We start from the raw sequence: 23,635 nt of genomic DNA, 5'->3' as shown, positions 1-23,635 counted from the left end.
CCCACACCACGCATAAAGGGAGGAAGTCACGACGATGGACACCGAACGCATTCGGGCACTCCAAGCGCTCCGATTGAAGGGACGCATCCCGGCCGCGGATCTCCCGGCTGCTGCCGGGCTCGACGGCGACCGAGCGACCACGATCGTGGCGGACCTGATTGCGAGGGGCGAGGCCGAAGAGATACGCGGGCGGCTCAAGTTGTCGGCCAGTGGACGGCAGGCGCTCGCCGACGGTCTCGCCGTCGAGCGGCAGACGATCGACCGGGAACGTGTGCTCGGCCTGTACGAGGAATTCGACGGGCCCAACGGCGCACTGAAGGGTCTGATGACCCGCTGGCAACTCAAGGACGAAGACGTGCCCAACGATCACAACGACGCCGAGTACGACGGTGCTGTGATCGACGACCTCATTCGGCTCGACGCGGACTTTCGGCCACTGCTGTCCAAGATGGTCGCTGCCGCCCCGCGGCTCGGGCACTACCCGGCCCGGTTCGATGCCGCTCTGACTCGCATTGGTGCAGGTGATCACTCGTGGTTCGCCAAGCCATTGGCCGACAGCTACCACACGGTGTGGTTCGAACTACACGAGGAGCTCATCGGGCTGGCCGGCCTGTCTCGCGCCGAGGAAGCGGCCGCTGGGAGGGCCGAATGACACCGCCCGCCGAGACGGCGACCTCGCGCGTTCAGTTCCTGGTCGAAGGCGGCGAGTTGACGCGAGAAGAGGTGGGAGGCAAGGCCTGGAGCGTGCAGCACATGCTGTCGCTGGGCATCCCGGTGCCACCGGCCTTCGTGCTGACGACCGCCGTTTGCCGCGAGTACCACCACGGCGGCCGGGTTCTTCCCTCCGGCGTGCTCGACGAGGTGAGGGCCGCCATGGCGGAGCTGGAGCGACGCACGGGACGCCGCTTCGCATCGGCCGAGCGGCCGCTGTTGGTGTCGGTGCGATCCGGCGCGGCGACCTCGATGCCGGGCATGATGGACACCATCCTGAACCTCGGGATGACCCTCGCCATCGAGCACGCCCTTGCCGCCGAGACCGGCGACGCCGAGTACGCCGCCGACACCCGGCGCAGATTCAACGAACAGTTCGATAAGGTCGTCGGCGTCCGACCCCCCGAATCTCCCTGGCAGCAGCTCGAGTTGGCCATCCGTGCAGTTCTCGACTCCTGGCATTCGAAGCGCGCCAAGGCATACCGGCAAACCCGCGGCATCTCCGACGATGGCGGGACCGCGGTCACCGTTCAAGCCATGGTGTTCGGCAATCTCGACGATCGTTCGGGGACTGGCGTGTTGTTCACCCGAGACCCGTTGAGCGGCAACCCAAAGCCATATGGCGAGTGGCTCACGCGCGGACAGGGCGAGGACGTCGTGTCGGGTCGTGCCGACGCGCAGCACCTCGATGATCTGCTGACGGCGATGCCTTCCGTGCATCACGATCTCCTCGCAGCGGCGAGCGTGCTGGAGCGCCACGGACGCGACGTGCAAGACATCGAATTCACGGTCCAATCGGGAACGTTGTGGCTCCTGCAATCCAGGGCGGCCAAGCGAACCCCGCAGGCAGCGTTGCGTTGTGCCGTGCAACTCGAGCGCGATGGCGTAATCACCAGCAGCGAGGCCCTCGACCGCGTGACCGAGGATCAGGTGCGTGCCCTCCAGCGCCCCGTGCTGGATCCGGCGAGCGTCGCGGCCGCTCCCCCCGTCGCGTCGGGCAAGCCGGCGTCCCCCGGCATCGCGACCGGTGTGGTGGTCATCGACGCGGACGAAGCCGAAAGGCTCGCCGACGACGGCCAGTCGGTCATCCTCGCCCGGCCCACCACCGATCCCGACGACGTCGCCGCCATGTCGGCGTCGGTTGCCGTCTTGACCGAACTGGGTGGCTCGACCTCCCACGCCGCAGTCGTCTGTCGCGAGATGGCCATCCCGTGCGTCGTCGGCTGCGGCATCGACACCGTCACCGCACTCGCAGGGAAGGTCGTGACGGTGGACGCCGACACCGGCACCGTGCACGGCGGCGCCCTGCCCGTGCGCCCCGCGGTGGCGACCGACGACTCCGACATGCGCACGCTGGAGGGCTGGTTGCGCGATGAAGTCGCCGACCACGATCCGGCGACCGACGTCATCACCTTGATGCGACGGCGGCGCGAGCGGACGGAAACGCGATGACCACTGTGGACTCGATGCTCGACACGTTGGACACTCCGTCGCCTCCGCCCGACCTCACCTGGACCACGGGCAATGTCGCCGAAGCGTTTCCGGGGGTCTTCACGACGTTGGGTTTGAGCTTCGTCTTCGCGCCCATGGAGATGGCGTTCCGACGAATGTTCTATGACCTCGGGGTCTACTCCTCCGCCGAACTCCGAGTGCCAGACCATGTCGAAGGTTGCTTCTGGACGGTGTTCGACGGATGGGGCGCCGGCAACATCGACAAGTTTCGCGAGATCGCCAACCGGATGCCGGGAACCACCGCGAGCGCCGTGGAGCAGCAACTGTTCGGCTACGTCCGGCCCGAGACCGTTGATGCCAATACGGTGACACGGTACCCGTTCATCGTCGCGAAAGCTCCGCGTTGGCTGTGGCGGACTCCCCAGCGGCACGACGCGATATTCGCCGAGTTGCGGGCATGGCGGCAAAGGAAACTAGCAATCATCGGTGGTATCGACGAGAGTGACTGCCGATCCACGCTGGAAGATGCCCGACGTCGCTTCGAGGACGTCATGAGCATCCACATGGGTGTCGCAATGGTCAGTTCGTCGCTGGCCGAGAAGGTGGCCCACGTCGCCCGGGACGCGGGTCACCCCGGACTCGAAGCGGCACTGCTGTCCGGCGTCGGCTCCGACGAGAACGAGGTCGCGCACGATCTGTGGGCGCTGGCGCACGAGCGAATCACCCAGCGCGAGTTCATGGATCGGCACGGCTATCACGGTCCGAACGAAGGTCAACTCTCCGGCGTCACCTGGCGCGAGGACCCCGCGCCGATCCTTGCACGCATGGCCGACTATCGCGCCGTGGCCGCCGACAGCCCCCGCGCCCCGCGTGCGCGCAGCGCTGCACAGACGGCGCTTCGCGCACAAGCCCTCGACACGCTGGTGGGCGAAATGCCCGCTCCCAAGCGCGCCGCCGTACGCACCCTGGTCAAGGTGGCCGCGCGCTATCTCGCCCTTCGGGAGCAGGGCAAGGCCGGATACCTCATCGCCTTTGACGTCGCGAGGGCGGCATCGCGCAGGATCGGCCAGTTGCTCGCCGACCAGAACGCCCTTGACCATCCCGAAGACGTCTTCCACGTGCGCTATGACGCTCTGATGGGCGGAATCCTCAGTAGCCACAGGGAACTCGTCGCCGAGCGCGCTGCTCAGTACACGCGCCGTCAATCGCTGCGACTGCCGAAGTCGTGGACGGGGACGCCCACACTCGTGTCCATCGCCGACGGTCCCGGGACCCGCTTGGCGACGGGCGAGGCGATCTCCGGGGTCGCCGCCAGCGGCGGTGTGGTCGAGGGCCGCGCTCGCATCGTGCGGGATCCCGACGAGATCGAGCTCGATGACGGCGACGTCCTCGTCTGCGAGACCACCGATCCCGCCTGGGTGCCGCTGTTCCTCGTGGCCGGCGGCGTGGTCACCGACCATGGCGGATTGCTCAGCCATGGGCCCATCGTGGCGCGTGAACTCGGCATTCCCTGTGTATGCGGGACCGAGGACGGGAGTCGGCGCATCGGCGACGGGCAACTCATTCGGGTCGATGGCGACCTTGGCACGGTAACGGTACTCGAGGATCGTCCGTCCATCGTGAACGGCTGACCGCTTCAAGGACGGACACCCGTCCGTTTCGCCTCGTTGCCGTCGTTCGCCGAAAACCGCCGACGTGTACGAAAACTATTTTGCGTCAACGCATTTCAAATTTTGTCCAGTCGGCGCTCTTGCTTGACGAATTGAAGTACACACCGTATACATAAAGGATGTTCAACGAAAACCACAGTCCGGTAAACGATCTCAGTGCATATCTCATCGCCGGGCGAGTTGTGTCCCAACTACCGGAGAACCCGGTCAACGAGACGGCGGCACGGACCGTCACCCAAGGCATTGACGACGGAGTGGATGCCGAACGTCTCGGCTTCGCCAACGTCTACTTCTCCGAACGGTGGAACCTCAAGGAGGCCGGAGTGGTCCTCGGCGCGATTGGCGCCCGCACCACTCGGGTCGGGTTGGGCACGGGCCTGGTCTCCCCCGCGCGGCGACACTTGCTGCACATGGCGGCGTTCGGCGCGACGATGCATGCCGCGGCGGGACCCCGGTTCCTGCTGGGATTGGGCCGCGGCGATCACGCCTACCTCCGCCACGAGGGCTTGAAGACGGCAGGCTTCGAGGGGGTCGTCGACTACGTCAAGCTCCTGCGGAGGCTATGGGCCGGGGAGGTCGTCACCTACGACGGGCCGGCGGGCACTTACCGCGACATCAAGCTCGGCGACGTCTACCACGGACCCGCCCCGAAGGTGCTGTACGGGACCTTCGGGCTGCCGAAGGCCGCAAAGGCTGTCGCGGAGGCGTTCGACGGCGTCATCCTGCCGCCAACGATGACTCCGGCCGCCACCGCCGCGTCGGTGGCACGACTGCGACGAGCCTGCGAGGCCGCCGGCCGGGACCCCGCCTCCTTGCGCGTCGTCCAATGCGTAATCACCGCACCGGATCTCGCGGACGACGAGACACGCGCGCTGGCGCACGCCCGCGCCGTCACGTATCTGCAGGCGCCCGAGTATGGCAACGCGCTCGCGAAGGTCAATGGATGGAGTCTCGGACCGGTCGAACGACTTCGGGCCGCACTGGAGGTAGCGCGCAAGTCCAGCGGCGACGAGCTCGTGGACACGGCGTTCCATCGAGTTCAACTGATGGAGGCCGCAGCCTTGATGCCCGACGAATGGATGACGGAGTCGTGCGCCCTCGGAAGCGTCGCTCAGTGCGCCGAGAAGCTACGGCAATTCAAGCATGCGGGTGCCGACGAGATCACCACGTACGGAAGCACGCCGGGCCAAAATGCCGGTCTGATCGCCGCGTGGCGCAACGCGAGTCACGAGACCAGCCGATGACCATCGACCTGCACGCGCCCAACCCGATGCACCGTACGTCGGGCCCAAACGACGCCTGGTCGACCATCAATACGCGGGAGAATTATCAAGGCGTCATGAGCCCCCTCGGCGCAACTCTGTGGCTGCCGGTCAGTGATCTGGCGGTCAACGGCACGTTCCACGATCTGGGCGTACTCCGGCGCAGCGAGATCAGGGTGGCCCGGACGGCGGCCGAATCGTCGTCCACCGTCTTCTATGGCCGATACACGGCCAGTATCAACTACTTTCGTCGCGTCAGCGATCTAATTCCCGGTCAATCGGGCGCCGCATTCGAAGAGCAGATCTTTGGATCTTCGCGAACCGACGTGGCGAACACCGCCTCCAAGCGGCGGTATCCCGTCGTGGCCGTCAAGGCTCCGCTGGCAGTCGTCTCGCTGCCATCCCGTATCCGGAAGATGTGTGCCGACATGGATGCGTGGTGGCGCCACGCCGTCTCGCCGGCCGGCCTGGCTCGGCCGGTGGACGCTCAATTCGCGGAGGCGTTGCAGAAGCTCGAATACGCGATGCGTGTACACGTCACTGGAACGTTCGTGGCGCAGGGCGTCTTCGACGCGCTCCGGAAGATGGCGGAATCGATCGGACGCCCGGGGTTGCACCTCGAATTGTCGACAGGTTACGGCAAGATGGTCGAAACCGAGTTCGTGGTGGCGCTCAACGACGTCGCCCAGGGCCGCTCTACGATGGAGCACTTTCTCTCCGAGTTCGGGTTTCGGTGCGCCGGGGAGATCGAGGTATCCAATCCGTCGTGGCGCGAGCGCCCCGACCTGATCCAACGCATGGTCGACAAGTACAAGGCGGCGCCCGAACGTCAGGACCTGACCGCGGCGGCCGCGGCGCGGACTCGGGCCAGGGAGAAGGCCGAAGGCGACCTCCTGAGCGCGATGCCGCGGTGGAAACGGCCCCTTGGCCGGCTGATGCTGAAGCTAGCCGCCACTTTCATCCCGCTGCGGGAGGAGGGAAAGGCCGCGCTTGCGCAGGCATTCGACGGTGCGCGCGCCGCCTGCGGGGTCCGGGGTCGCGAGTTGGTCGAGGCAGGCGTCCTCGACGAGCCGGACGACGTCTTCTACCTGACCATGGACGAGATTCGCGGCGCGCCACCGCCGAATGCGCGGGAACTAGTGATCGCACGACGACTGCTCCGCGCTGCGTACGAGCGGATCGACGTGCCGGACGCCTGGGTCGGGCCTCCGGTGCCGGTGGAGATCGAACGCAGCGACGAGGGCAGAGTGGATTCGGTAGCTGGGGTCGCGGCCGCCCACGGCGTCGCCGAAGGCCTGGCGCGGGTGCTGTCGAGCGCCGACGACCTCGATGACCTGGAACCCAATGAGATCCTCGTGTGCCGAACAACCGACCCGTCGTGGGCGTCGGCGTTTCATCTGGCCGCTGGTGCTGTTATCGACATCGGCTCGACCTCCTCGCACGGTGCCATCGTCGCCAGGGAGATGGGCATGCCGTGCGTCATCGGGACCGGCAATGGAACGCAACTGTTACGGACGGGCGACCTCGTCCGCGTCGATGGCGGTACCGGCATAGTCACCATCCTCAAGGAGGCACCATGAGCAAGAACACGTCGTACTTCATGAATGCTCAGGTAGCCGACTCGTTCGGCACCGCCTACCCCAGCGACGAGAGCATGCATCGCGGCGAGGGCGACCGGGTGAGCGACCCCGCACTCGTGGAGACGGTATTCAGTGGGTTCAGTATCCCCGAAGCAAACGTTCATTGTCTCAACTACATCTGGCTGCATCCGAATCTGCGGCTGATGAGTGGCGGCGTCTGGGCGTGGAAGGGCATCAAGCGCACTCAGCTCGAGGCCGAACTCTTCGACATGCGCGATTTCGTCCCCGACCGTTCGATCACCGACGACGGCGGCGACCTCCTCGACGTCACCTTGCCCAACGGCTACCGTTACCAGGTGCTCGAACCGCTCGAACGGATTCGGATGAGCTACGCCGATCCGCACCGCGGCAACGCGATGGACGTAACGGCGACAGCGGTGATGCCGCCGGCGATGCTTCCTCCAACCGGCACTTCGATCAGGTGATGCGGACGTCCGGCACGCTGACGCTGCGCGGTCAGGAGCTCCGCGTCGACGGCTATTCGGTGCGAGATCGGTCCTGGGGCGAGGCCCGCACTGAGGACCCGACGGGAATGTCCGGAATTCACTGGTTGATGGCGACGTTCGGCGACGACTACGCCGTGCACGTCACCGGCCTCGAGGACCCGTCGACCGCGCAGTGGCGGGACCGGTTCGGTGAGGATGTGGCGTTGTCGCAAAAGATGAATCGCGGCTGGGTCTGGAAAGACGGGCGATTGCTCACCGTGGCGTCGGTCCGCATCGAGACCGAGTGGAATGTCGCGGGCCGCCGCCAGGCCGGACACCGCGTCGTCGTGCTCGACGAGACGGGGGCCGAACACCGGTTGCACGGCCAGATCAGGGCCGCGGCCAATTGGCACACCTGGTCGAACGTCCACATGAGCATCGGGTTGACTCGCTGGGAATGCGACGGGCGCATCGGGCACGGTGACAGCCAGGTGGCGATGTGGACGGACTTCGTGCGCGCCGCCTTCGGGGACTCCGCTTGAGCGAAACCGCCGATCGTGGCTACCGCAATTTCCTGAGCTTGGACGCCATCATTGCCGAAGCTCGGACGATTGCGGACGCCGAAGGACTCGACGCCGTCTCGATGCGGGTGCTGGCAGACCGACTCGGCTGCACCCCCCGTGCGCTGTACCGGCACGTGTCGGATAAGGAGGAGGTACTCGAACTACTCGCGGACCGCGCCTTGGCCGATCTGCCCGTACCCCCGACTGACGAGGACTGGCAAACGGCGTTCCTGAAGTTCTTCACTGCCATGTACGAATTGTTGGTGGCGTCTCCGGCGGTGACGACGATCGTCGCCCAGCAGGCCGTTGCCGGGCCGCAATTCCGCTTCCACGCAGACCATTTGGTGAGGCGGCTATTGGCCGCGGGCTTCGCACCCGACGTCGCCGTCGAAGCCGTCGTGGCCCTGGCTCAATTCACCCTGGGCGCCGCGCTTCCGGGAACCTCGCAGCGACTGCACGACATCTATCAGACCCGCACGCTCGACACTGTAGACGGGGATCTTCCTGCGCTGAGCCACGTCCGAGAGCACTTCGCCAAAGTAAACGCGCGTGGAAGATTCCGCACGGCTCTCGGCCGCCTGATCCATGCCTACGACGACGGCGGTTCAAGCGGTTCGAGCGCAGATCGTGGATGACGCCATCGCGAACGAATTCGATGATCGAACCGCCCGGAATCAGGACGCCGACGTCACACCCGGCGCCGCCAAACGGACCGGGCGCGGCGCCGGATCGACTCCTGACGTTCAGCGGCGGACACCGTCTTGGTACTCGCGGGCAGCTCCTCGGCGAGGGACGCCAGCGGCACCGTGCGGATGGTCGGCAACGGCACCGAGTCGGCCTTGTAGTAGCGCGCGGTGATCAATCCGACCGTGTGGCCGCCGGCGTCGAGCCAGTTCGCGTACCCGGGATCCTGGTGCGCGATCACCGCCCGAAACACCCCGTCGTCGTCGAGCACCGCCTGATGCCCGTTCAGCGACGTTTGACGAAGGTTCCAGTCGAGCGCCTCCCAGAAGTGCGACGTGAGCTGATACTGCCAGTAGGCTGCGTTCGGCGGTGTCACCTCGATGATGACGGCCTCGTCGGGCCGGCAACGATAGATTCCCTTGCCGTACACCAGGTCTGCCCAGGCGAATTCGATGCCCACGAACTTCAGCGTGTCCGCCGGAGCGGTGAAGTACTCGTCGACGGCCAGCTTGCAGGCGGCCGGTACATTGCGAATCCAGTCGATCAGCAGTTGTAGCCGATCGGCCGATTCCGCCGAGCGCAGCGGGGGCGGCGGGTAAGCGACCCCGTCCTTCTCGATGACGAGATCGGCGGGCTCCTCGGTGTCCCAGTCGCAGTAGTACTGGCGTAAGATGATCGAGCCGGGGCCCTCGGCGATCCTCACCCAGTTGCCGGGCTGTTCGGTTGCCGAGAGCACGATCTCGATGGTGCCGTCGTCGGCGACGTCGAACTCGCTCTTGCGGTCGACGACCGTCCACTGCGCGAGGTGAGCGGTGTGTCCGCTACGGGTCTCCACGTCGAACAACCGGGCACTGCCACGCGAGCCGTAGATGCGATAGACGCCATCACCGTGTACCGCGGCGGTGTGATAGCAGCAGTCGGTCGCCGGGATCCCGTACTGCATGTAGGGGCTGATGAACTTGATCAGCCACGGGTAGTCGAAGTCCCATCCCTCGACCGTCATCATGATCGCGGACTGCATCAGGCGGGTGAGGTAACGGATTCCCTCAGCGCGCAGGAGCGGGCCGTCGACCTTGTCGTTCTGGTAGACGAAGGTGCTCAGGTTGGCCACCGCCTCCGTGAAGGCCTGCCACAGCTCACCGTGCGCGATCCTCGGGTCGTCGGCGGTGTCGATCTCCGGAATCGTCACTGACTAAACTCCTTTCGCGGCCGTGCGGCCGACTTCGGGGAAGGCATCGAGGTAGTCACCGAAGTGCTCGGCGACAAGTTCCAAGGTGACGGCCCATCGGCTCGGGTCGTAGTCATGGCTTCCAAAGTGCCCCGACGGTCGATGCGCGTCGTACCGTTCGAAGGCGGCGCGAGCTGTCGGCGTAATGGTCAGGCCGGCCCGCGAGTAGATCTCGCCGATGACTCCGTGGATGTCGTCGCGGATGGACTCATAGCCGACGTCGTACAGGTTGAGGTCCGGGATCGCGGTGCGTGCGGCCAGGTTGTTTGCCGTGTACCGGCCCCAGAACGCAGCGAAGTCCGGACCAAGGGAGGGCAGGTCGATGTGGTCAGAGTTCATCCCGCGAGCGACTTCGATCAACGAACAGTACGAGCCGAGGACGGTATGGATGTCGCGGTGGCACTGAACGAACAGGGCCCCGGGAAAAAGTTCGTGCAGCAACGCCACCTGCCCGATGTGCATCGGTGACTTCAACACCCACCGGCGCCCCCGGGCGCCACCGTCCTGCCACTGCAAGTACTGCAGCATCGTGCGCATGTACGAGTACGCGATCGGTTGGCGGCCGGCGATCCACTCGCGGTGATTCGGCAGATGTAGCCGGTGCGAAGCCACGGGGGCATCGAACGTGAGCTCCATCAGCCACAGGTCCTCGTCGGGTTCGCGTGCCTCCATTGGGTGGCGAGCCATGAACTCGGGGACCTGGCGGAGGGCCTGTTCGAATTGCTCGCCGATGGCGATTCGGGTGGAGTCGTTGCCCATCACCGGAGAGGGGTTGAGCAATCGCCACACCTCGAGACGTTGCATCCCGGGGTCGGCGGCGATGGTGCGCTGCAACTTGGACGTGCCCGTGCGGGGCAATCCCAGGATGATGATGGGCGGCTCGAGCGGCTCATCGAGTATCTCCGGGTGCTCCACCAGGTCGCGCTCGAAGCCGAGTCGATTCACCAGAAGACGCAACAGATCTTGCACCTGGGCCGCCACGCCGGCTTCGTTGAGTTGGGCGGTCCGACGCATGTCGGAGACCAAGATGTCGAGGCTGTCGACGAAGTTGGTGTCGCGGCCCCAGTCGTCGAGGCCCGTGAAGGCGGACGCCGCGGCCATCAGGTCATCGCGCTGCAGCGGCGGCAGGGCAGTCGTCATGCGGGAGACGTCTCCGCCTGGGCGGTCCGCGCCAGCCGCTCGGTGAGGGGCAGACACAGCGACGCACCGAGTTTCGTCATGTCGAGATGCGTGGAAATGTCGGCGGTTCCGTCGGCCAAAGCGTTGCGCAGGGTCTCGGCGAATGCCTCGAGGTCTGCTTCGGTCTCGCCCTCGATCTCGTAGATCGCCAGGTACTTCTGCTCGGGTCCTCCTACGCCGGGCAGCGTTTCGACGTCGTGAGCGATGGCATAGCGAGTGGCAGCGATGACACCGGGAATGGTCACCAGATCGCGAATGTGCTTGTTGGAATACCAATCATTGAAGGCCTCGTCGCTCTCCGGCGAGGTTGGTTGGGTAAACGCCAACATGATTGCGTGCGGCACGGTGCTCTCCTAAATCAATCTCCATAGCGGGGTTACTGCGACTTCAGACGACGCGCGACGTCCAGCAGACGTGCGGTCGATGCGGGAAACTCTGCGGGTCCGGTGTGCAACGGCATGATGTCGAGCAGCCCCACGAACGTCGCGCCGGCGGCGATCCATTCCTGGCCGACCTTGGCGGCCTGCTCGGCCGTGCCCCAGGTGGCGGAGCGCTCGCACATCGACTGCGGCACTCGCGCAACGATGTCCTCGGCCTCGCGGGCCGTCATGGTGAACGGCATGTAGTCACGCGAGTAATGCCACGAGGGGGGAAAGGCGCTTTGCAACCCCTCGTGTTCCCATTCGGCTTGATTCATCCGCCCATAGCTGGCCGAATACCACTTGATCTGCGGGCTGTTCTGCGCCGCGTCGATGACGCCGGGGTCCTCGTGCAGTCCGCACGGAAGCCAGACGCCGAATCCGAAGGCATCCGGATCGCGGCCGTAACTCTCGACGCCTTCCCGGATGGACGTCACCCTGGTCGCGAAGACGTCGAGGTTTGGCACGGCGTTCGGAAACGACGCCTCGATGCCGTCGGCGTACTTGGCGCACAGGTCGGTGAACTTGGGGCCGCCGCCCAGGCCCCACATCTCCGGGCGCGAGGGTCGGTAGGTGCCGATGTAGCCGTTGTCGAACGTCCACCGCTTGCCCCGGTAGCTGAACGGACCGTCGGCGTCCAGAAGTTTGCGGGTCAAGACGAGGACGTCCTCCAAGCGCCCCACTGCCTGGCCGACAGGATGTCCGAACGGCGAAAGATGCCGTGCCTCACCGAGTCCGACGCAACAGGTCACCGCGCCCTCGGTGGCCGACGCGAGGGACAGCAGGGTCCGGGTGAGCTCCGCCGGGCGAGTACGCACCGCGTCGGTCGTCATCCGCACGCCGATGGTGGGACTCGCCGCCAACGCGAACGCGCATTCGACGAACGGGTCGTGGGTTGAGTGCGCATCCGGTGCGGGAAGCCCTTCCGGAACGCCGAAACCTTGTGGTGCCCAACCAGTCAACTCATCCCACACCCAGAACTGGTCGACGACCCCGGAGGCGTCGAGTGCGCCCACGAAGTCGCGGATCCCCGCGAGCGGAGCGGTGCGGTGATTGGGAAACGCTACGGCGATCCGCGGAGTCTGCATACGCCGGACGTTAAGGGACCAAGAGTCCCGTGTCAAGGGACTGCTAGTCCCTTGACAGTCGAGCGCCGTACAGAAAGAGTCGGGTGACGTGGTCGACCACGCCGTCCCGATCGGCTAGCGTCGCTTGGCTGAAGATGATTGGGCGGTCGAAGATTACGATGGCCGCGATGCTTCCGAAGAGCAAGCGCATCGTCTGCTCGAGGCCGGTTCGGGGCACCCAGCCGCGGCGCTCGGCCTGAATCGCGGTAGTCCGCATGATCTCGTCGAAGAACCGATCGAAGTGCTCTTCGAGCCGGGTCATCGTCGACGCATCGAGATCCTCACCGGCTACCGCGATTCGGGCGATGGCGTGCCGGTGCTCGACGCAACTGTCGTAGAACAGTTCCACGATCGTGCGGGTGATTTCGTAGTCGCCCCATTCGGGGTTGCTGGTGTCGTAGGCGACACGGTAGTTTTCGAGGAATTCGACGAATGGTTGCAGTACGGCGGCGCCGAACAAGTCGGCCTTATCGTCGAAGTGCCGCCAGATGGCCGATCGTGCAACCCCAGCCTCCTTGGCGATGTCATCGGCTGTGGCGGCGGCAAATCCCTTGGCACTGAAGACCCGCTCAGCTGCCTCGACGAGCAGTTGGCGCACTTCTGCAGTGTTTCGCCGGGAGCGCTCCGCCATGGCGGTTGATCTTAGCGAAGGCTCCGAACCCGATGCGTGGCCGCGCCCGCTGCGGACGAAATATTCGACTTTTACTCTAGACTAAAAAGTGGAACGCGGGCACCGCCTTCGCGATGCCGAGCAGACGTGTCGACGCCGAAGTACATGTAGCACGAAGGGGACAACTCGTGAAGCGTGTCGCGACGGTGGTAACGGCCTGTTCTGCCGTTTTCATCGCTGAGCCGTGCGATGCGTCTGGCGCGTCTTCGCGTTCCCAGGCACGCCATCACGTCGGCCCCGGGCAACGCCCGGGGCCGACGCCAGCGAGGATCGGATCAGCCGGGGAGTAGGTAACTCGGCAGGTTGGCGTGCGAAGTACCGATCAATCCCAACCAGTTGAACGGCAGGTGGTAGACGAAGCACAGCGTCACCATGCAGAATCCCAGCACCGCGAAGTCCCGCACCCACGGCTGCAGGGCCGGCCGCCACCGTTCCACGCCAACTTCGATCGGCGACTGTCCCACCGGCCGCTCGTCGGCCTCCATGCGCGCCCATGTGAACACGCACCCCACGAATGCGACCAGGACCGACTCGTAGATCGGGAACTGATACACCTCGCCTGGCCACAGGGTCAGCGGTTCGTAGGTCTTGGCGAACGCGTAGGCGTGCGTCGTGCGGATCACTGCGTTCTCCACGATGAAGTCGAAGAGGAACTCGAAGACGAATACGCATACGAACACGGTGAACTTGCTGTTCAACCCTGGAAACCTCCGTCGCAAACGATTCGCCTCGTAGCAGGCCACGATTGCGACCCCCGCGCAGAAATAGATGTACATCGGCGGACCCCAGATCAACGACTCCGCATAACGACTTGGGGCGTCAGGATTGTGAAATGGGAGGAACCGCACCCATACGCCGCGATTGACGTTCGCACTGTTCCACGCGAAGAGGTACTCGTGCACGTTGAGGAACGCGTCCGCCACGAAGCAGACGATGCCGCCGAGTACGAACTTGCCGTCCAGGCTCAGCCGTCCCGTCTTTCGTAGCGGTACGACCACGCAGTACCAGACGAAGGCCGCCATCACGGCCAAACTGATCGCCTCGAACACGCGCAACGAGACCATCCGCCATGGCTCCATCACATCGGGACCGATCCTCGGCGCCGGATCGAACTCCTTTCCCGACGCCACCCACCGCATGACCACCTCGACGCAGATGGCGAACCACACCACACCGATCAACGCCAGGAACGTCGCGGGACCCTGGCGCCCTAGCGGCGCCGGTACGTCCTTCGGGCGATCGGCGACCTCGCGCTCCGCCTTGGCGGTCATTGACATCGTCATACTCCTTAATTTACAAATTGGGTGTTTTGTATTTTCTAATGTGAGTTTGACAACGGAGTAGGCCACTTGTCAATGTCCGAGTCGCCACGGCGGTACCCTTCCGCCGTGGCGCGATCATCTCGCAACGAGCTCCGGCACCGGATCGTGCTGTCGGCACGGATGCTGTTCCGCACCAAAGGATTGCGCGCCGTCACGATGACCGACGTGGCGGCCGCCGCCGGATGTACCAGGCAGACCGTCTACAAGGTGTTCTTCGATCGGCGCGAATTGGTGCTGGCCTCCTCAATCGAACGCATCATCGAGATCGCCGACGCCGCGGCCCTCGACGACGCCGTGTCGGGAAACCTCTTCGCCGAGTCGTTCGTCGAGCTGTCCGTTCGCGTCATCGAGTCACTTCGCAACGACCGGGAGTTGTCGGACCTTTGGGGGAAGGGCAGCCCCGTAACCGCACACGAGGCACTGTGGGCACCCGAACTGATCGAGCGGGCGTTGAGGTTCTGGCGTCCGTGGCTGGACTTCGGGCGCAGTCACCGGCTGCTCCGCGACGACCTGGCGAACCGTGATCTCGCCGACTGGCTGCACACCGTCTACGCCTCCATCATTCTGCGCCGCAACATCCCTCGGCGTGAGGAGCGCGCGATGATCGAGCGTTTTGTACTGACGTCGCTCACCATGGCGAGTGGTGCCACGGGCCTCGACACAATCGCCGGCAATGCCCAGCATGTGTTCAACGCGAAATAGGAAACGATCCGAAGGCACTCCGGATGTCAGGGGTCCGCCAAGTATTCACGACAGCAGAATCGAGGACGCCGACCAATACGGCGTCGAGGCCTGCAAGTCGCCGTAGGCCCGCCCGGGCTGGCCGACATCGCGCAAGGGCTTCTGGCCCATCGACGCCCCGTTTACCACGCCGAACCCGCCACCAGCCGCTCCGCGCACGAGCGCCACGCTCGGGGCCGTACACAATGTTCGGTTTTCAAGGGCTTTTTCCGCATATCATCTAACGATGGTTAGAAACACCGGCTCCGGGTCGACCAACGGAGAGGGCAGTGACTCGAAGTCTCAGCGGACGCGTATTCGCATCCTGGACGCCGCAGCACACGTGTTGAGCGTCAAGGGTTTCGCGGGTACTCGATTGACCGACGTCGCGGAATACGCACAGCTGCAGGCGCCTGCGATCTACTACTACTTCCCCTCCCGCGAGGACCTCATCGAAGAGGTGATGTACGCGGGGATCAACGAGATGCGGCTGCATCTGCAGAACATCCTGGATGAGCTGCCCCCCGGGACGCCATCCATGGACAAGATCATGGCCGCGGTGGACGCCCATCTCCGGCACGAGCTCGAGCTCTCCGACTACACCACTGCGTCGATCCGCAATTCGGGGCAGGTGCCCGAACATCTCCGCACACGCCAGAAGAAGGAGGAGTCGGCCTACGGCCGGATCTGGCAGAGATTGTTCAACGATGCGATCGCTGACGGGGAGCTCCGAAGCGACGTCGACCCCCGCATGGCCCGGTTGCTGGTCATGGGTGCACTCAACTGGGCGGCCGAATGGTGGAATTCGAGTCGTGGATCGGTCGACGCCGTCGTGTCCACCGCCCAAATCCTGGTCCGTACGGGACTGGCGCCCGATCGAACGCCCGCTCCGAAGAAGCGAACCCGGAAGCGCACGACGACGCCTTCGGCGTAATCGATACCGGTCCCCACCCGGCCGATTCCGCGTTTCCGGCGGTTTTGATTCTATGTTAAATTAACCGAGTGACTGAGGCATACATCATCGACGCCGCCCGCACTCCGGTCGGCAAGCGCGGCGGCGGGCTGGCGGGCGTGCATCCGGCGGACATGGCCGCCCATGTGATCCGCAGCGTCGTGGCCCGCCACGACATCGACCCTGAGGCCATCGATGACGTGATCCTAGGATGCTTGGACAACATCGGATCGCAAGCCGGCGACATCGCGCGGACGGCCGCACTGGCGGCCGGGCTGCCCGAATCCGTGCCCGGTGTGACCATTGACCGGCAGTGCGGATCCGCACAGCAAGCCGTCCACTTCGCCGCCCAAGGCGTCATGAGCGGCACCGTCGACGTGGTGTTGGCCGGCGGCGTGCAGAAGATGAGTCAATACCCGATCCTGTGCGCATTTGGCGCCGGCGAACCCTTCGGCTCCGCCGATCCGTGGACGGGATGCGGAGGCTGGTTCAACCGTTACGGCGATCAGGAGATCTCACAGTTCCGCGGCGCGGAGATGATCGCCTCGCATTGGGGTCTGTCGCGTGAGGACAACGAACGCTTTGCGCTGTCGAGCCACGAGCGCGCGGTGGCCGCCATCCGTGCGGGCTATTTCGAGGCTGAGATCCTGCCCTACGCCGGGGTGACGGCGGACGAGGGCCCGCGTCCCGACACGTCCCTGGAGAAGATGGCCAAGTTGCCGACCCTGGTCGAAGGCGGCGTTTTGACCGCAGGCGTGGCTAGCCAGATCTCCGATGCCGCAGCGGTATTGCTGATCGCCTCCGCCGATGCAGTGCAACGCTTCGGTCTGACACCCAGGGCGCGCGTGCATCACATGTCCGTTCGGGGTGCCGATCCGGTGATGATGCTGACCGCACCGATTCCCGCCACCCAGCACGCCCTCAAGCGCACGGGGTTATCCCTGGACGACATCGACGTCGTGGAGATCAACGAGGCGTTCGCACCCGTGGTGCTGGCTTGGCAGGCAGAACTCGGTGCCGATCCGGCGAAGGTCAACCCCAACGGCGGCGCCATCGCGCTGGGCCATCCGATCGGTTGCACCGGCGCACGTCTGATGACGTCGATGTTGCACGAACTCGAGCGCACTGGCGGTCGCTACGGCCTGCAAACCATGTGTGAGGGCGGCGGGCAAGCCAACGTGACGATCATCGAGCGGCTCTAGCGTGCAGCGCACTCTGTACACCGAGGATCACGAAGCCTACCGCGACACCGTCCGAGAGTTTCTGAATCGGGAAGTCGTTCCGTTCCACGAAGATTGGGAACGGGAACGCTGGATCGACCGCACGGTGTTCGCGCGGGCTGCGAAGGCCGGCATCTATGCACTGCAGGTTGGCCAGGAGTACGGCGGGGCGGACGAGCCAGACTACCGTTACCGGATGGTGGTGTGCGAGGAGGTGGCCCGCGCCAACACCCTGTCGTTTGGCGTGACGATCAGCCTGCAGGATGACTTGGTGCTGCACTACTTGGTCGACCTCACCAACAACGAACAGAAGCAGCGTTGGTTACCGGGGTTCGCGGCCGGCGAACTCGTCGGTGCGCTCGCGATGACCGAACCGGGCGCCGGCAGCGATCTTCGGGGGATCCGAACGACCGCACACCGAGATGGCGACGACTGGATCCTCAACGGCCAGAAGACCTTCATTTCCAGCGGCATCATGGCCGACCTGGTCATCGTGGCCGCCCGCACCGGTGAGAAGCTCAGTCTGTTCGTGGTGGAGCGGGACACTCCGGGCTTCGAGCGGGGGCGCAAACTCGACAAGATCGGACTGCCCGCACAAGACACTGCGGAACTGTACTTCCGTGACGCCCGCGTGCCGGCTGAGAACGTGCTCGGGGAACTAGGCCACGGTCTCCGCTACTTGATGAGCCACTTGCCTCGTGAGCGGCTCGGCGTCACTGCAGAGGCGATCGCCACCACGCGCGCGATCTTCGAGTCGACGGCCGAATACTGCCGTCAACGTCAAGCATTCGGTGCTCCGCTCACGGACAAGCAGCACATTAGATTCGAACTCGCCGAGATGCTGACTGAGATCGACGTGGCGCAAACATTCGTCGATCAGTCCGTCATCTCCTACAACGCCGGCGAGCTGACGCCGGTGGATGCCGCCAAGGGCAAATGGTACGTGAGCGAACTCCAGAAGCGTGTCATCGACCGCTGCCTGCAGCTGCACGGCGGATACGGCTATATGACCGAATACCCGGTCGCTAGGGCCTATTTGGACACCCGGGTCAAGACGATCTACGGAGGCACGACCGAAATCATGAAGGAGATCATCGGCCGCGACATCGCGGGAGCCTGACGAATCCTTCGATCTACCGCCGCCTGACCCTCTCCTTCCGGTCAGGCGGCGGTTTCGAAGTGCCGGGTTATGAGTCGCCGCCGCTGATCCCAGTCGGCGCAACGCAGATCGACCGCGCCGTGCTCGGTAACGATCACCTCGACGTCGTAGGCCGGCGTCGACGCCGGCCTAGTGAGCCTCTCTACGAACGTGGATCGGTTTCCGAACCGGGAGGGCACCGCGATGATGGACAATCCGCCTCGGCTGAGTCTTGCGGCGTTGCAGTAGTCGGGGTGGCCTCCGATGCCGCCGACGACGGTGTCTTTCACGCCTTCGACGTTGACCTGACCGTAGGGGTCGATCTCGATTGCCGTATTGACCGCGACGAAGGGGACGCCCCGCGACAGGCGGGTCTTGTCGTGGCTGTGGTCCAACCCTCGCAGGATGGGCTTTCCCTCGGACCATTCGTTGAGCAGACGGCTACCCAAGAGATAGGTGGCGGAGGGCATCCCGGCGAGCAGCCCGCGCCGGTCGAGATCGACCACCGCATCGGTGAGGAGCCCGGTATCGATTTGCAGGGGCGCCTTGGTGCGGCGCAACAACGCGGTGCCCAGTTGTCCCGGCCCGTACTGAAGACGCACGCCCGGCGGCACGAGCTTCAGTACCTCGTCGGCAAGTGCTTCGTGAATCGGTTCGGGCTCGCGAGGGGCGAGCTCCCAGGGGCCTCGAGCTGTGGTTGCGATCACGGTGACCCGCTGCGGGTCGACCGGCGGCTCCGCACTCGCGGCCGGCGCGGCCTCGTCGACCACCACCCACACGGGCACTCCCTCGTCAAGAAGCATCTGTTGCCATGACACCTCAGTGCCGAATTGCAGGGTGCCACCGCGACGCACCATTCTCGTGATGAGCACGTCCGGTCGCGCCGGACCAGCGAGGACGCTTGGCACGGCGGCCAAGGACGTGGGCAACAGGACGGTGTTGCCGTCCTTGGCGACGGCCCTGACGCCCCAGCCCGGCATCAACGCGACGACCCGATGGAACGCGCTGGTGTCGATTCCGTCGAGCGGGGCGGGAGTCCAGCCGAGCAGCAGCGTGACGTCGCCGCGCTCGCGGGCGAACGCGCTGACTGTCGCGGCGACCGACGTCCCGTTGTCGCTCCCCGTCAGCGCCCCGACCCCGTCACCGAAGGCGAGCACCATGCCGGGTCGGGCGACGTGGCGTAGACGGGCGACGAGGTGCTCGTCTAGCTCCGCCGTGCTCACGACCGTGCCACTGCAAGTAGCTCGCCGACTGTGACGAGCTTCGACCGAGGCCTGGATTGCGCTGCGCCGGCGCGGCGTTCGGCATCGTCGATGCGCTGCCATCCACCCCAGTCGACGACGTCTACTTCGCGTTGGCGCAACAGCTCGTCGAGGTCCGCCATGGACGTGGTCGGCGCCGAGAGCGCGCCTGCACGGAAGTCCTCCAGCATCGCCGCGAGCGTCTGCTCGGAGCAGGCCCGATTGGTTCCGATGACACCCCGGGGGCCGCGTTTGATCCAACCAGCCACGTAGACGCCGGGAACTGGTTGGCCGCCGTCGAGTACCCGGCCCCTGTCATTGGGTACCACCCCCCGGTCGGCGTCGAACGGTAGTCCGGCAATCGCCGTACCGTGATAGCCGATCGACCGCAGCACCAGCGAGGTCGCGATCAGTTCGCCGCGTTCGCCATCGCCACCGCTCGTGGGCTCGACCCGCACGCCGCGCACGCCGCTGGCTCCGACGAGTTCGGTGGGCATCGCACCGAAGCGAAACACCAACCGCTTGTTGCCCGGCCGCGCCTCGCAACGGGAGCGGTCGACGACGGCGTCGTACTTCAGGGCTGCCTCGAAGTCGCCGGAGGGTCGGTCGCCCAACGGTCCCTCAACCACGACGTCGACGCCGGGCAACTCGCTCAACGCCAGGAACTCGCCCACCGAGAACGCGGCATCCCCGGCGTAGCGGCGAGCGAGGATCACGACCTCCTTCACGCGGCTATCGGCCAGCGCACGGAGCGCATGATCCGCGATGTCGGTGGCGCCCAACGTCTTCGGATCGGCAAGCAACACTCGTGCGACGTCCAACGCGACGTTCCCGTTGCCGACGATGACGACGCGCGGTGACTGAAGGTCGAATTCGTCGTCGGCGTGGTCGGGGTGCCCGTTGTACCACGCCACGAAATCCGAGGCGGCCCGACTGCCATCGAGTTCCGAACCAGGGATCCCGAGGTCCTTGCTCGTCGACGCACCGACGGCGTAGATGACCGCGTGATGGTGCGCCTGCAATTCGGCGTGGCTGAGGTCCCGCCCTATCGTGACGTTGAAGTAGCACCTGACGGCCGTGCTTTGAAGGGCTGGTACGAACACCGACGTGACGTCCTTGGTGCGGGGGTGATCGGGAGACACACCGGCGCGGATGAGTCCAAACGGGGTCGGCAGTCGGTCGAACAACGAGATCTGCACCCCGTCGATGCGCGCCAATTCGGCGGCGGCGTAGCACGCGGCCGGGCCCGAGCCCACGATGGCCACTCGAAGTGAGTCCGACTCCACGTCTGAAGGCAGGGACTGCGTGTCCTTGGACCGCACCGCGAGAGGGTGTGCGGCGAAGTAATCCGCGTTGATGCCGAGGAACGCCCGCTGGTTCTCCGGCAGATCGTCCTCGTAATAGATTGCCCCAACCGGGCACTCGGCCACACAGGCGCCGCAGTCGACGCACGTGGCCGGGTCGATGTAGAGCATCGTCCGGCGCGAATCCGCCATGTTCGGTGCTGGCCGGATGCAATCCACCGGGCACACCGGCACGCAACTGCCGTCGTCGCAACAGTTTTGGGTGATGACGAACGTCACGAATACTCCTGAGAAGATCGCGCCGGTGAGCCGGCGTGGTGAAGTCGACCGCCGGGTTGGTCAGTCGATCGACAGCGCACCAGTGGGGCAGTCGGAGACCGCCTGTCTGGCCGCTTCGAGGTCGGCGCCCTCGGGGTTGTGCGGAAGGACGCGAGCCTGGCCGTCCTCACCGACCTCGAAGGTGGATGGAGCAGCCATCTCGCACATGCCGATTCCCGAACACCGCGCGGTGTCGACGCGCACGCCCATCAGAACATCCTCCGCATCAGACGAAGCGCAGTGCGCGAATATGGGGGGTAGACGATCGACGGGTCGGGCCGACTCGTCTTGGCCAGCACGGCCCGCCGGTGCGACATCGTCTCAAAGCCCCACCGCCCGTGGTAGTCGCCCATGCCGCTGGCCCCGACGCCCCCGAACGGCAGTTGCGGCACCAGACAATGCATCATCGCGTGATTCACGACGACTCCACCCGACGGGGTGCGGTCGATGATCTGGCGGGCTTGCTCCGCCTTCTTGGAGAATATGTACAACGCAAGCGGTTTCGGCTTCTGGTTGACGTATTGGCACGCTGCGTCGACCGAGTCCACCGTGATGATCGGCAGGATCGGTCCAAAGATCTCTTCCGTCATGACCGGTTCATCCGGTGCGGGATCGACGATGAGGGTCGGTTCGATGCGCATGGTCGCCCGGTCGGAGTTGCCACCGAAAACCACGTCACCTGTGGTATCTGCGATCAACCCGATCAGTCGATCGAACTGACGCTCGTTGACGATGGGAAGGTCGCTCGCACTGCGGAATCGCTCGACCCACAGGCAGATCTCATCGACGAGCTCGTCGCCCACCGTCGGTTCCACGAGGACGTAGTCTGGCGCGATGCACGTCTGCCCCGAGTTGATGAACTTGGTGTAGGCCAATCGGCGCGCCGTCACCACGACGTCGGCGTCGGCGGTCACGATCGCGGGGCTCTTTCCCCCAAGCTCGAGCGTCACCGGTGTGAGCGTCGGTGCAGCAGCGGCCATGATCTTTCGGCCGACCTCGGTGCCGCCGGTGAAAAACGCATGGTCGAATCCGGCGGAAAGGAGGGTCTGAGTGGTGGCGGCGTCACCTTCCACCACTCGTACGGCGTCTGCGTCGAGGTACCGCGGCACCAGATCGGCGATCAGCGACGAGGTTGCCGGAGCAAGTTCAGAGGGTTTGACAACGACGCAGTTGCCTGCGGCCACCGCTGCCACCGCTGGGGCCATGCTCAGGTAGAACGGGTAGTTCCACGGCCCGATCACAAGCACGGTGCCCAACGGGTCGTACTGAACCCATGCGCGAGCGGGGAGCTGGGCCATGGGTACCGAAATCCGTTGGCGCCGCATCCACTTACGCAGATTTTTGCGCGCGAAGGCCGCCTCGGCCTTCGTTGATGCCACGTCGCCCAACCACGCTTCGACCGCAGAACGCCCGAGGTCTTTGGCGAGCGCCGCGGCGATGTCCGCCTCACGCTCCATGCACATCCGCTCGATTCCCTCGAGCTGGAGCCGTCGCCACTCCAGCGGCCGGGTGCGTCCGCTCTCGAAGGTACGACGCATGTCCGCGAGAACGTCGAATGCCGTCACCGTGACGTCGTTTACGCGGGTGCTCGTCACGACTAGATCCCCGGCGCCGGAACGACGCCGCTAGCGACGGCACCGCTGATTCCGCCGTCGACGGCCAGCGCCTGTCCGTTCACCCATCGGGCGTCGTCGGACGCCAGGAACGACACCACGGACGCGATGTCTTCGGGCTCGGCGTGCCGTCCGAGGAGATTCTTCAACCCGTCGAGGGTGTCCTTCCCCATCGACTCCTCGAAGTCCGACAGGATCGGCGTGCGCACCGGCCCCGGCAGTACGGCGTTGATCCGAAAGCCCATCTCTCCCAAGGCCAGTCCCATCGAAAGGGTGTAGACGGTCGAAACCTCCTTGGAGAAGTTGTACGCGTTACCCTGCTGCGGGTGGTCCTTGAACCACGCCGCACCCTCTTCGAACGTGTCGGTCGCGAGCACCTCCCGGATCGCATCCAGCCGCAGAGGCCAGCCGAATCCCGCTGTGGAGGAGACGATGACGACCGAACCACCGGGGTTCAGCCGTTCGAAGAACGATTCGGTCAGGTGCCGCACCGCCAGACTGTTAACCGCGAACACCAACTCGGCCGGCGCGGTGCCCGGGATTCCGGCGACGTTGAGCAATCCGTCGAATGAACCGTCCAGTTGCTCAATCGCGGCATCGATGCTCCTTGGGTTGGCCAAGTCGACCTCGATGTGCTGTGTCACCGCCGCCGGAGGGGTGTTGCGGTCCAGGCAGTACACCTCTGCTCCGGCGCCGAGGAGCCGCGCCGCAACGGCGTCGCCGATGCCGGACGCGGCGCCGGTCACGACGTAACGCTTGCCAGTGAAGTCGGCCATG

The 23,635-nt window shown here is 65.3% G+C and carries 24 protein-coding genes; 12 read left to right on the top strand and 12 right to left on the bottom strand.

From position 1 onward, the window contains the following. Positions 1-34: 34 nt before the first annotated feature. The 8 genes from AC0KS4_RS06415 (at position 35) to AC0KS4_RS06380 (ending at position 8,358) form a co-directional block, all read left to right on the top strand. Positions 35-652, top strand: a complete 618-nt coding sequence (locus AC0KS4_RS06415; protein WP_238957607.1) for a hypothetical protein — start codon at positions 35-37, stop codon at positions 650-652. Continuing rightward, entirely contained in the window at positions 649-2,163 is a 1,515-nt protein-coding gene (locus AC0KS4_RS06410; protein WP_238957606.1) for a pyruvate, phosphate dikinase, read from the top strand. Before AC0KS4_RS06415 ends, AC0KS4_RS06410 begins: the two co-directional genes overlap by 4 nt. Further along, positions 2,160-3,794 carry a PEP-utilizing enzyme gene (locus AC0KS4_RS06405; protein ID WP_238957605.1) on the top strand — a complete coding sequence of 545 codons (1,635 nt, stop codon included), beginning with the start codon at positions 2,160-2,162 and terminating at the stop codon, positions 3,792-3,794. Before AC0KS4_RS06410 ends, AC0KS4_RS06405 begins: the two co-directional genes overlap by 4 nt. A gap of 158 nt (positions 3,795-3,952) precedes the next feature. Continuing rightward, complete coding sequence (locus AC0KS4_RS06400; RefSeq protein ID WP_238957604.1) at positions 3,953-5,077, top strand: TIGR03857 family LLM class F420-dependent oxidoreductase; 1,125 nt, start codon at positions 3,953-3,955, stop codon at positions 5,075-5,077. A gap of 95 nt (positions 5,078-5,172) precedes the next feature. Continuing rightward, positions 5,173-6,675, top strand: coding sequence for a PEP-utilizing enzyme (locus AC0KS4_RS06395; protein ID WP_472408500.1), 1,503 nt, complete (start codon positions 5,173-5,175; stop codon positions 6,673-6,675). After that, positions 6,672-7,160 (top strand): hypothetical protein, encoded by a 489-nt coding sequence (locus AC0KS4_RS06390; protein WP_238957601.1) that lies wholly within the window; start codon positions 6,672-6,674, stop codon positions 7,158-7,160. Before AC0KS4_RS06395 ends, AC0KS4_RS06390 begins: the two co-directional genes overlap by 4 nt. Further along, positions 7,160-7,702 carry a DUF7064 domain-containing protein gene (locus AC0KS4_RS06385; protein WP_238957600.1) on the top strand — a complete coding sequence of 181 codons (543 nt, stop codon included), beginning with the start codon at positions 7,160-7,162 and terminating at the stop codon, positions 7,700-7,702. The genes AC0KS4_RS06390 and AC0KS4_RS06385 overlap by 1 nt, the downstream gene beginning before the upstream one ends. Beyond that, complete coding sequence (locus AC0KS4_RS06380; protein ID WP_014384258.1) at positions 7,699-8,358, top strand: TetR/AcrR family transcriptional regulator; 660 nt, start codon at positions 7,699-7,701, stop codon at positions 8,356-8,358. Before AC0KS4_RS06385 ends, AC0KS4_RS06380 begins: the two co-directional genes overlap by 4 nt. Before the next feature lie 53 nt (positions 8,359-8,411). Here AC0KS4_RS06380 and AC0KS4_RS06375 read toward each other — a convergent pair whose 3' ends face one another. The 6 genes from AC0KS4_RS06375 to AC0KS4_RS06350 all read right to left on the bottom strand — a co-directional run bounded on the left by AC0KS4_RS06375 (position 8,412) and on the right by AC0KS4_RS06350 (position 14,313). Continuing rightward, complete coding sequence (locus AC0KS4_RS06375) at positions 8,412-9,596, bottom strand: DUF1214 domain-containing protein (RefSeq protein ID WP_238957599.1); 1,185 nt, start codon at positions 9,594-9,596, stop codon at positions 8,412-8,414. A 3-nt stretch (positions 9,597-9,599) separates the two neighbouring features. Further along, positions 9,600-10,775 (bottom strand): sulfotransferase family protein, encoded by a 1,176-nt coding sequence (locus AC0KS4_RS06370; protein WP_238957598.1) that lies wholly within the window; start codon positions 10,773-10,775, stop codon positions 9,600-9,602. After that, the gene (locus tag AC0KS4_RS06365; protein WP_051019716.1) at positions 10,772-11,158 is read right to left on the bottom strand and encodes a DUF4286 family protein; all 387 of its coding nucleotides are present in this window, start codon (positions 11,156-11,158) and stop codon (positions 10,772-10,774) included. The genes AC0KS4_RS06370 and AC0KS4_RS06365 overlap by 4 nt, the downstream gene beginning before the upstream one ends. Before the next feature lie 32 nt (positions 11,159-11,190). Beyond that, positions 11,191-12,321 (bottom strand): LLM class flavin-dependent oxidoreductase, encoded by a 1,131-nt coding sequence (locus AC0KS4_RS06360; RefSeq protein ID WP_238957597.1) that lies wholly within the window; start codon positions 12,319-12,321, stop codon positions 11,191-11,193. Positions 12,322-12,364: 43 nt separating this feature from the next. Beyond that, positions 12,365-12,991 (bottom strand): TetR/AcrR family transcriptional regulator, encoded by a 627-nt coding sequence (locus AC0KS4_RS06355; protein WP_080587996.1) that lies wholly within the window; start codon positions 12,989-12,991, stop codon positions 12,365-12,367. 314 nt (positions 12,992-13,305) lie between these two features. After that, a complete protein-coding gene (locus AC0KS4_RS06350) occupies positions 13,306-14,313 on the bottom strand; it encodes a spirocyclase AveC family protein (RefSeq protein ID WP_014384252.1) in 1,008 nt (335 codons plus the stop codon). 105 nt (positions 14,314-14,418) lie between these two features. Here AC0KS4_RS06350 and AC0KS4_RS06345 point away from each other — a divergent pair, with 105 nt between their 5' ends. Next, positions 14,419-15,054: a TetR/AcrR family transcriptional regulator gene (locus AC0KS4_RS06345; protein WP_232065573.1), complete on the top strand. Its 636-nt coding sequence runs from the start codon at positions 14,419-14,421 to the stop codon at positions 15,052-15,054. Positions 15,055-15,099: 45 nt separating this feature from the next. Here the strand turns inward: AC0KS4_RS06345 and AC0KS4_RS06340 are convergent, their stop codons facing one another. After that, positions 15,100-15,252, bottom strand: coding sequence for a hypothetical protein (locus AC0KS4_RS06340; protein ID WP_162130196.1), 153 nt, complete (start codon positions 15,250-15,252; stop codon positions 15,100-15,102). Positions 15,253-15,319: 67 nt separating this feature from the next. Here AC0KS4_RS06340 and AC0KS4_RS06335 point away from each other — a divergent pair, with 67 nt between their 5' ends. The 3 genes from AC0KS4_RS06335 to AC0KS4_RS06325 all read left to right on the top strand — a co-directional run bounded on the left by AC0KS4_RS06335 (position 15,320) and on the right by AC0KS4_RS06325 (position 18,364). Further along, positions 15,320-16,006, top strand: a complete 687-nt coding sequence (locus AC0KS4_RS06335; protein ID WP_080587995.1) for a TetR/AcrR family transcriptional regulator — start codon at positions 15,320-15,322, stop codon at positions 16,004-16,006. A gap of 68 nt (positions 16,007-16,074) precedes the next feature. Next, positions 16,075-17,226, top strand: a complete 1,152-nt coding sequence (locus tag AC0KS4_RS06330) for an acetyl-CoA C-acetyltransferase (RefSeq protein WP_238957596.1) — start codon at positions 16,075-16,077, stop codon at positions 17,224-17,226. A gap of 1 nt (position 17,227) precedes the next feature. Continuing rightward, positions 17,228-18,364 (top strand): acyl-CoA dehydrogenase family protein, encoded by a 1,137-nt coding sequence (locus AC0KS4_RS06325; RefSeq protein ID WP_238957595.1) that lies wholly within the window; start codon positions 17,228-17,230, stop codon positions 18,362-18,364. Positions 18,365-18,405: 41 nt separating this feature from the next. Here the strand turns inward: AC0KS4_RS06325 and AC0KS4_RS06320 are convergent, their stop codons facing one another. The 5 genes from AC0KS4_RS06320 to AC0KS4_RS06300 are packed head-to-tail and all read right to left on the bottom strand — an operon-like array spanning position 18,406 to position 23,634. Continuing rightward, entirely contained in the window at positions 18,406-19,542 is a 1,137-nt protein-coding gene (locus AC0KS4_RS06320; protein ID WP_014384246.1) for an acetyl-CoA hydrolase/transferase C-terminal domain-containing protein, read from the bottom strand. A 59-nt stretch (positions 19,543-19,601) separates the two neighbouring features. Beyond that, positions 19,602-21,206: an FAD-dependent oxidoreductase gene (locus tag AC0KS4_RS06315; protein ID WP_238957594.1), complete on the bottom strand. Its 1,605-nt coding sequence runs from the start codon at positions 21,204-21,206 to the stop codon at positions 19,602-19,604. A 60-nt stretch (positions 21,207-21,266) separates the two neighbouring features. Continuing rightward, on the bottom strand, positions 21,267-21,455 hold the full coding sequence (locus AC0KS4_RS06310) for a ferredoxin (protein WP_238957593.1): 189 nt from the start codon (positions 21,453-21,455) through the stop codon (positions 21,267-21,269). After that, positions 21,455-22,783, bottom strand: coding sequence for an aldehyde dehydrogenase family protein (locus tag AC0KS4_RS06305; protein WP_238958011.1), 1,329 nt, complete (start codon positions 22,781-22,783; stop codon positions 21,455-21,457). Before AC0KS4_RS06305 ends, AC0KS4_RS06310 begins: the two co-directional genes overlap by 1 nt. 59 nt (positions 22,784-22,842) lie before the next feature. Continuing rightward, positions 22,843-23,634 (bottom strand): coniferyl-alcohol dehydrogenase, encoded by a 792-nt coding sequence (locus tag AC0KS4_RS06300; protein WP_238957592.1) that lies wholly within the window; start codon positions 23,632-23,634, stop codon positions 22,843-22,845. Position 23,635 lies beyond the last annotated feature (1 nt).

It is taken from the genome of Mycobacterium sp. NTMscope_MAC_12 (assembly GCF_976985675.1).
This window is presented reverse-complemented; position numbering and strand designations above follow the sequence as displayed.

Excerpts from the sequence above, each read along its gene's own strand:
- AC0KS4_RS06305 (WP_238958011.1), bottom strand. The coding sequence starts at position 22,783 with ATGCGTCGTACCTTCGAGAGCGGACGCACCCGGCCGCTGGAGTGGCGA.
- AC0KS4_RS06350 (WP_014384252.1), bottom strand. The coding sequence starts at position 14,313 with ATGACGATGTCAATGACCGCCAAGGCGGAGCGCGAGGTCGCCGATCGC.
- AC0KS4_RS06300 (WP_238957592.1), bottom strand. The coding sequence starts at position 23,634 with ATGGCCGACTTCACTGGCAAGCGTTACGTCGTGACCGGCGCCGCGTCC.
- AC0KS4_RS06360 (WP_238957597.1), bottom strand. The coding sequence starts at position 12,321 with ATGCAGACTCCGCGGATCGCCGTAGCGTTTCCCAATCACCGCACCGCT.
- AC0KS4_RS06410 (WP_238957606.1), top strand. The coding sequence starts at position 649 with ATGACACCGCCCGCCGAGACGGCGACCTCGCGCGTTCAGTTCCTGGTC.
- AC0KS4_RS06400 (WP_238957604.1), top strand. The coding sequence starts at position 3,953 with ATGTTCAACGAAAACCACAGTCCGGTAAACGATCTCAGTGCATATCTC.
- AC0KS4_RS06355 (WP_080587996.1), bottom strand. The coding sequence starts at position 12,991 with ATGGCGGAGCGCTCCCGGCGAAACACTGCAGAAGTGCGCCAACTGCTC.
- AC0KS4_RS06370 (WP_238957598.1), bottom strand. The coding sequence starts at position 10,775 with ATGACGACTGCCCTGCCGCCGCTGCAGCGCGATGACCTGATGGCCGCG.
- AC0KS4_RS06310 (WP_238957593.1), bottom strand. The coding sequence starts at position 21,455 with ATGGGCGTGCGCGTCGACACCGCGCGGTGTTCGGGAATCGGCATGTGC.
- AC0KS4_RS06320 (WP_014384246.1), bottom strand. The coding sequence starts at position 19,542 with ATGGTGCTCGCCTTCGGTGACGGGGTCGGGGCGCTGACGGGGAGCGAC.
- AC0KS4_RS06390 (WP_238957601.1), top strand. The coding sequence starts at position 6,672 with ATGAGCAAGAACACGTCGTACTTCATGAATGCTCAGGTAGCCGACTCG.
- AC0KS4_RS06395 (WP_472408500.1), top strand. The coding sequence starts at position 5,173 with ATGAGCCCCCTCGGCGCAACTCTGTGGCTGCCGGTCAGTGATCTGGCG.
- AC0KS4_RS06385 (WP_238957600.1), top strand. The coding sequence starts at position 7,160 with ATGCGGACGTCCGGCACGCTGACGCTGCGCGGTCAGGAGCTCCGCGTC.
- AC0KS4_RS06335 (WP_080587995.1), top strand. The coding sequence starts at position 15,320 with ATGGTTAGAAACACCGGCTCCGGGTCGACCAACGGAGAGGGCAGTGAC.
- AC0KS4_RS06405 (WP_238957605.1), top strand. The coding sequence starts at position 2,160 with ATGACCACTGTGGACTCGATGCTCGACACGTTGGACACTCCGTCGCCT.
- AC0KS4_RS06415 (WP_238957607.1), top strand. The coding sequence starts at position 35 with ATGGACACCGAACGCATTCGGGCACTCCAAGCGCTCCGATTGAAGGGA.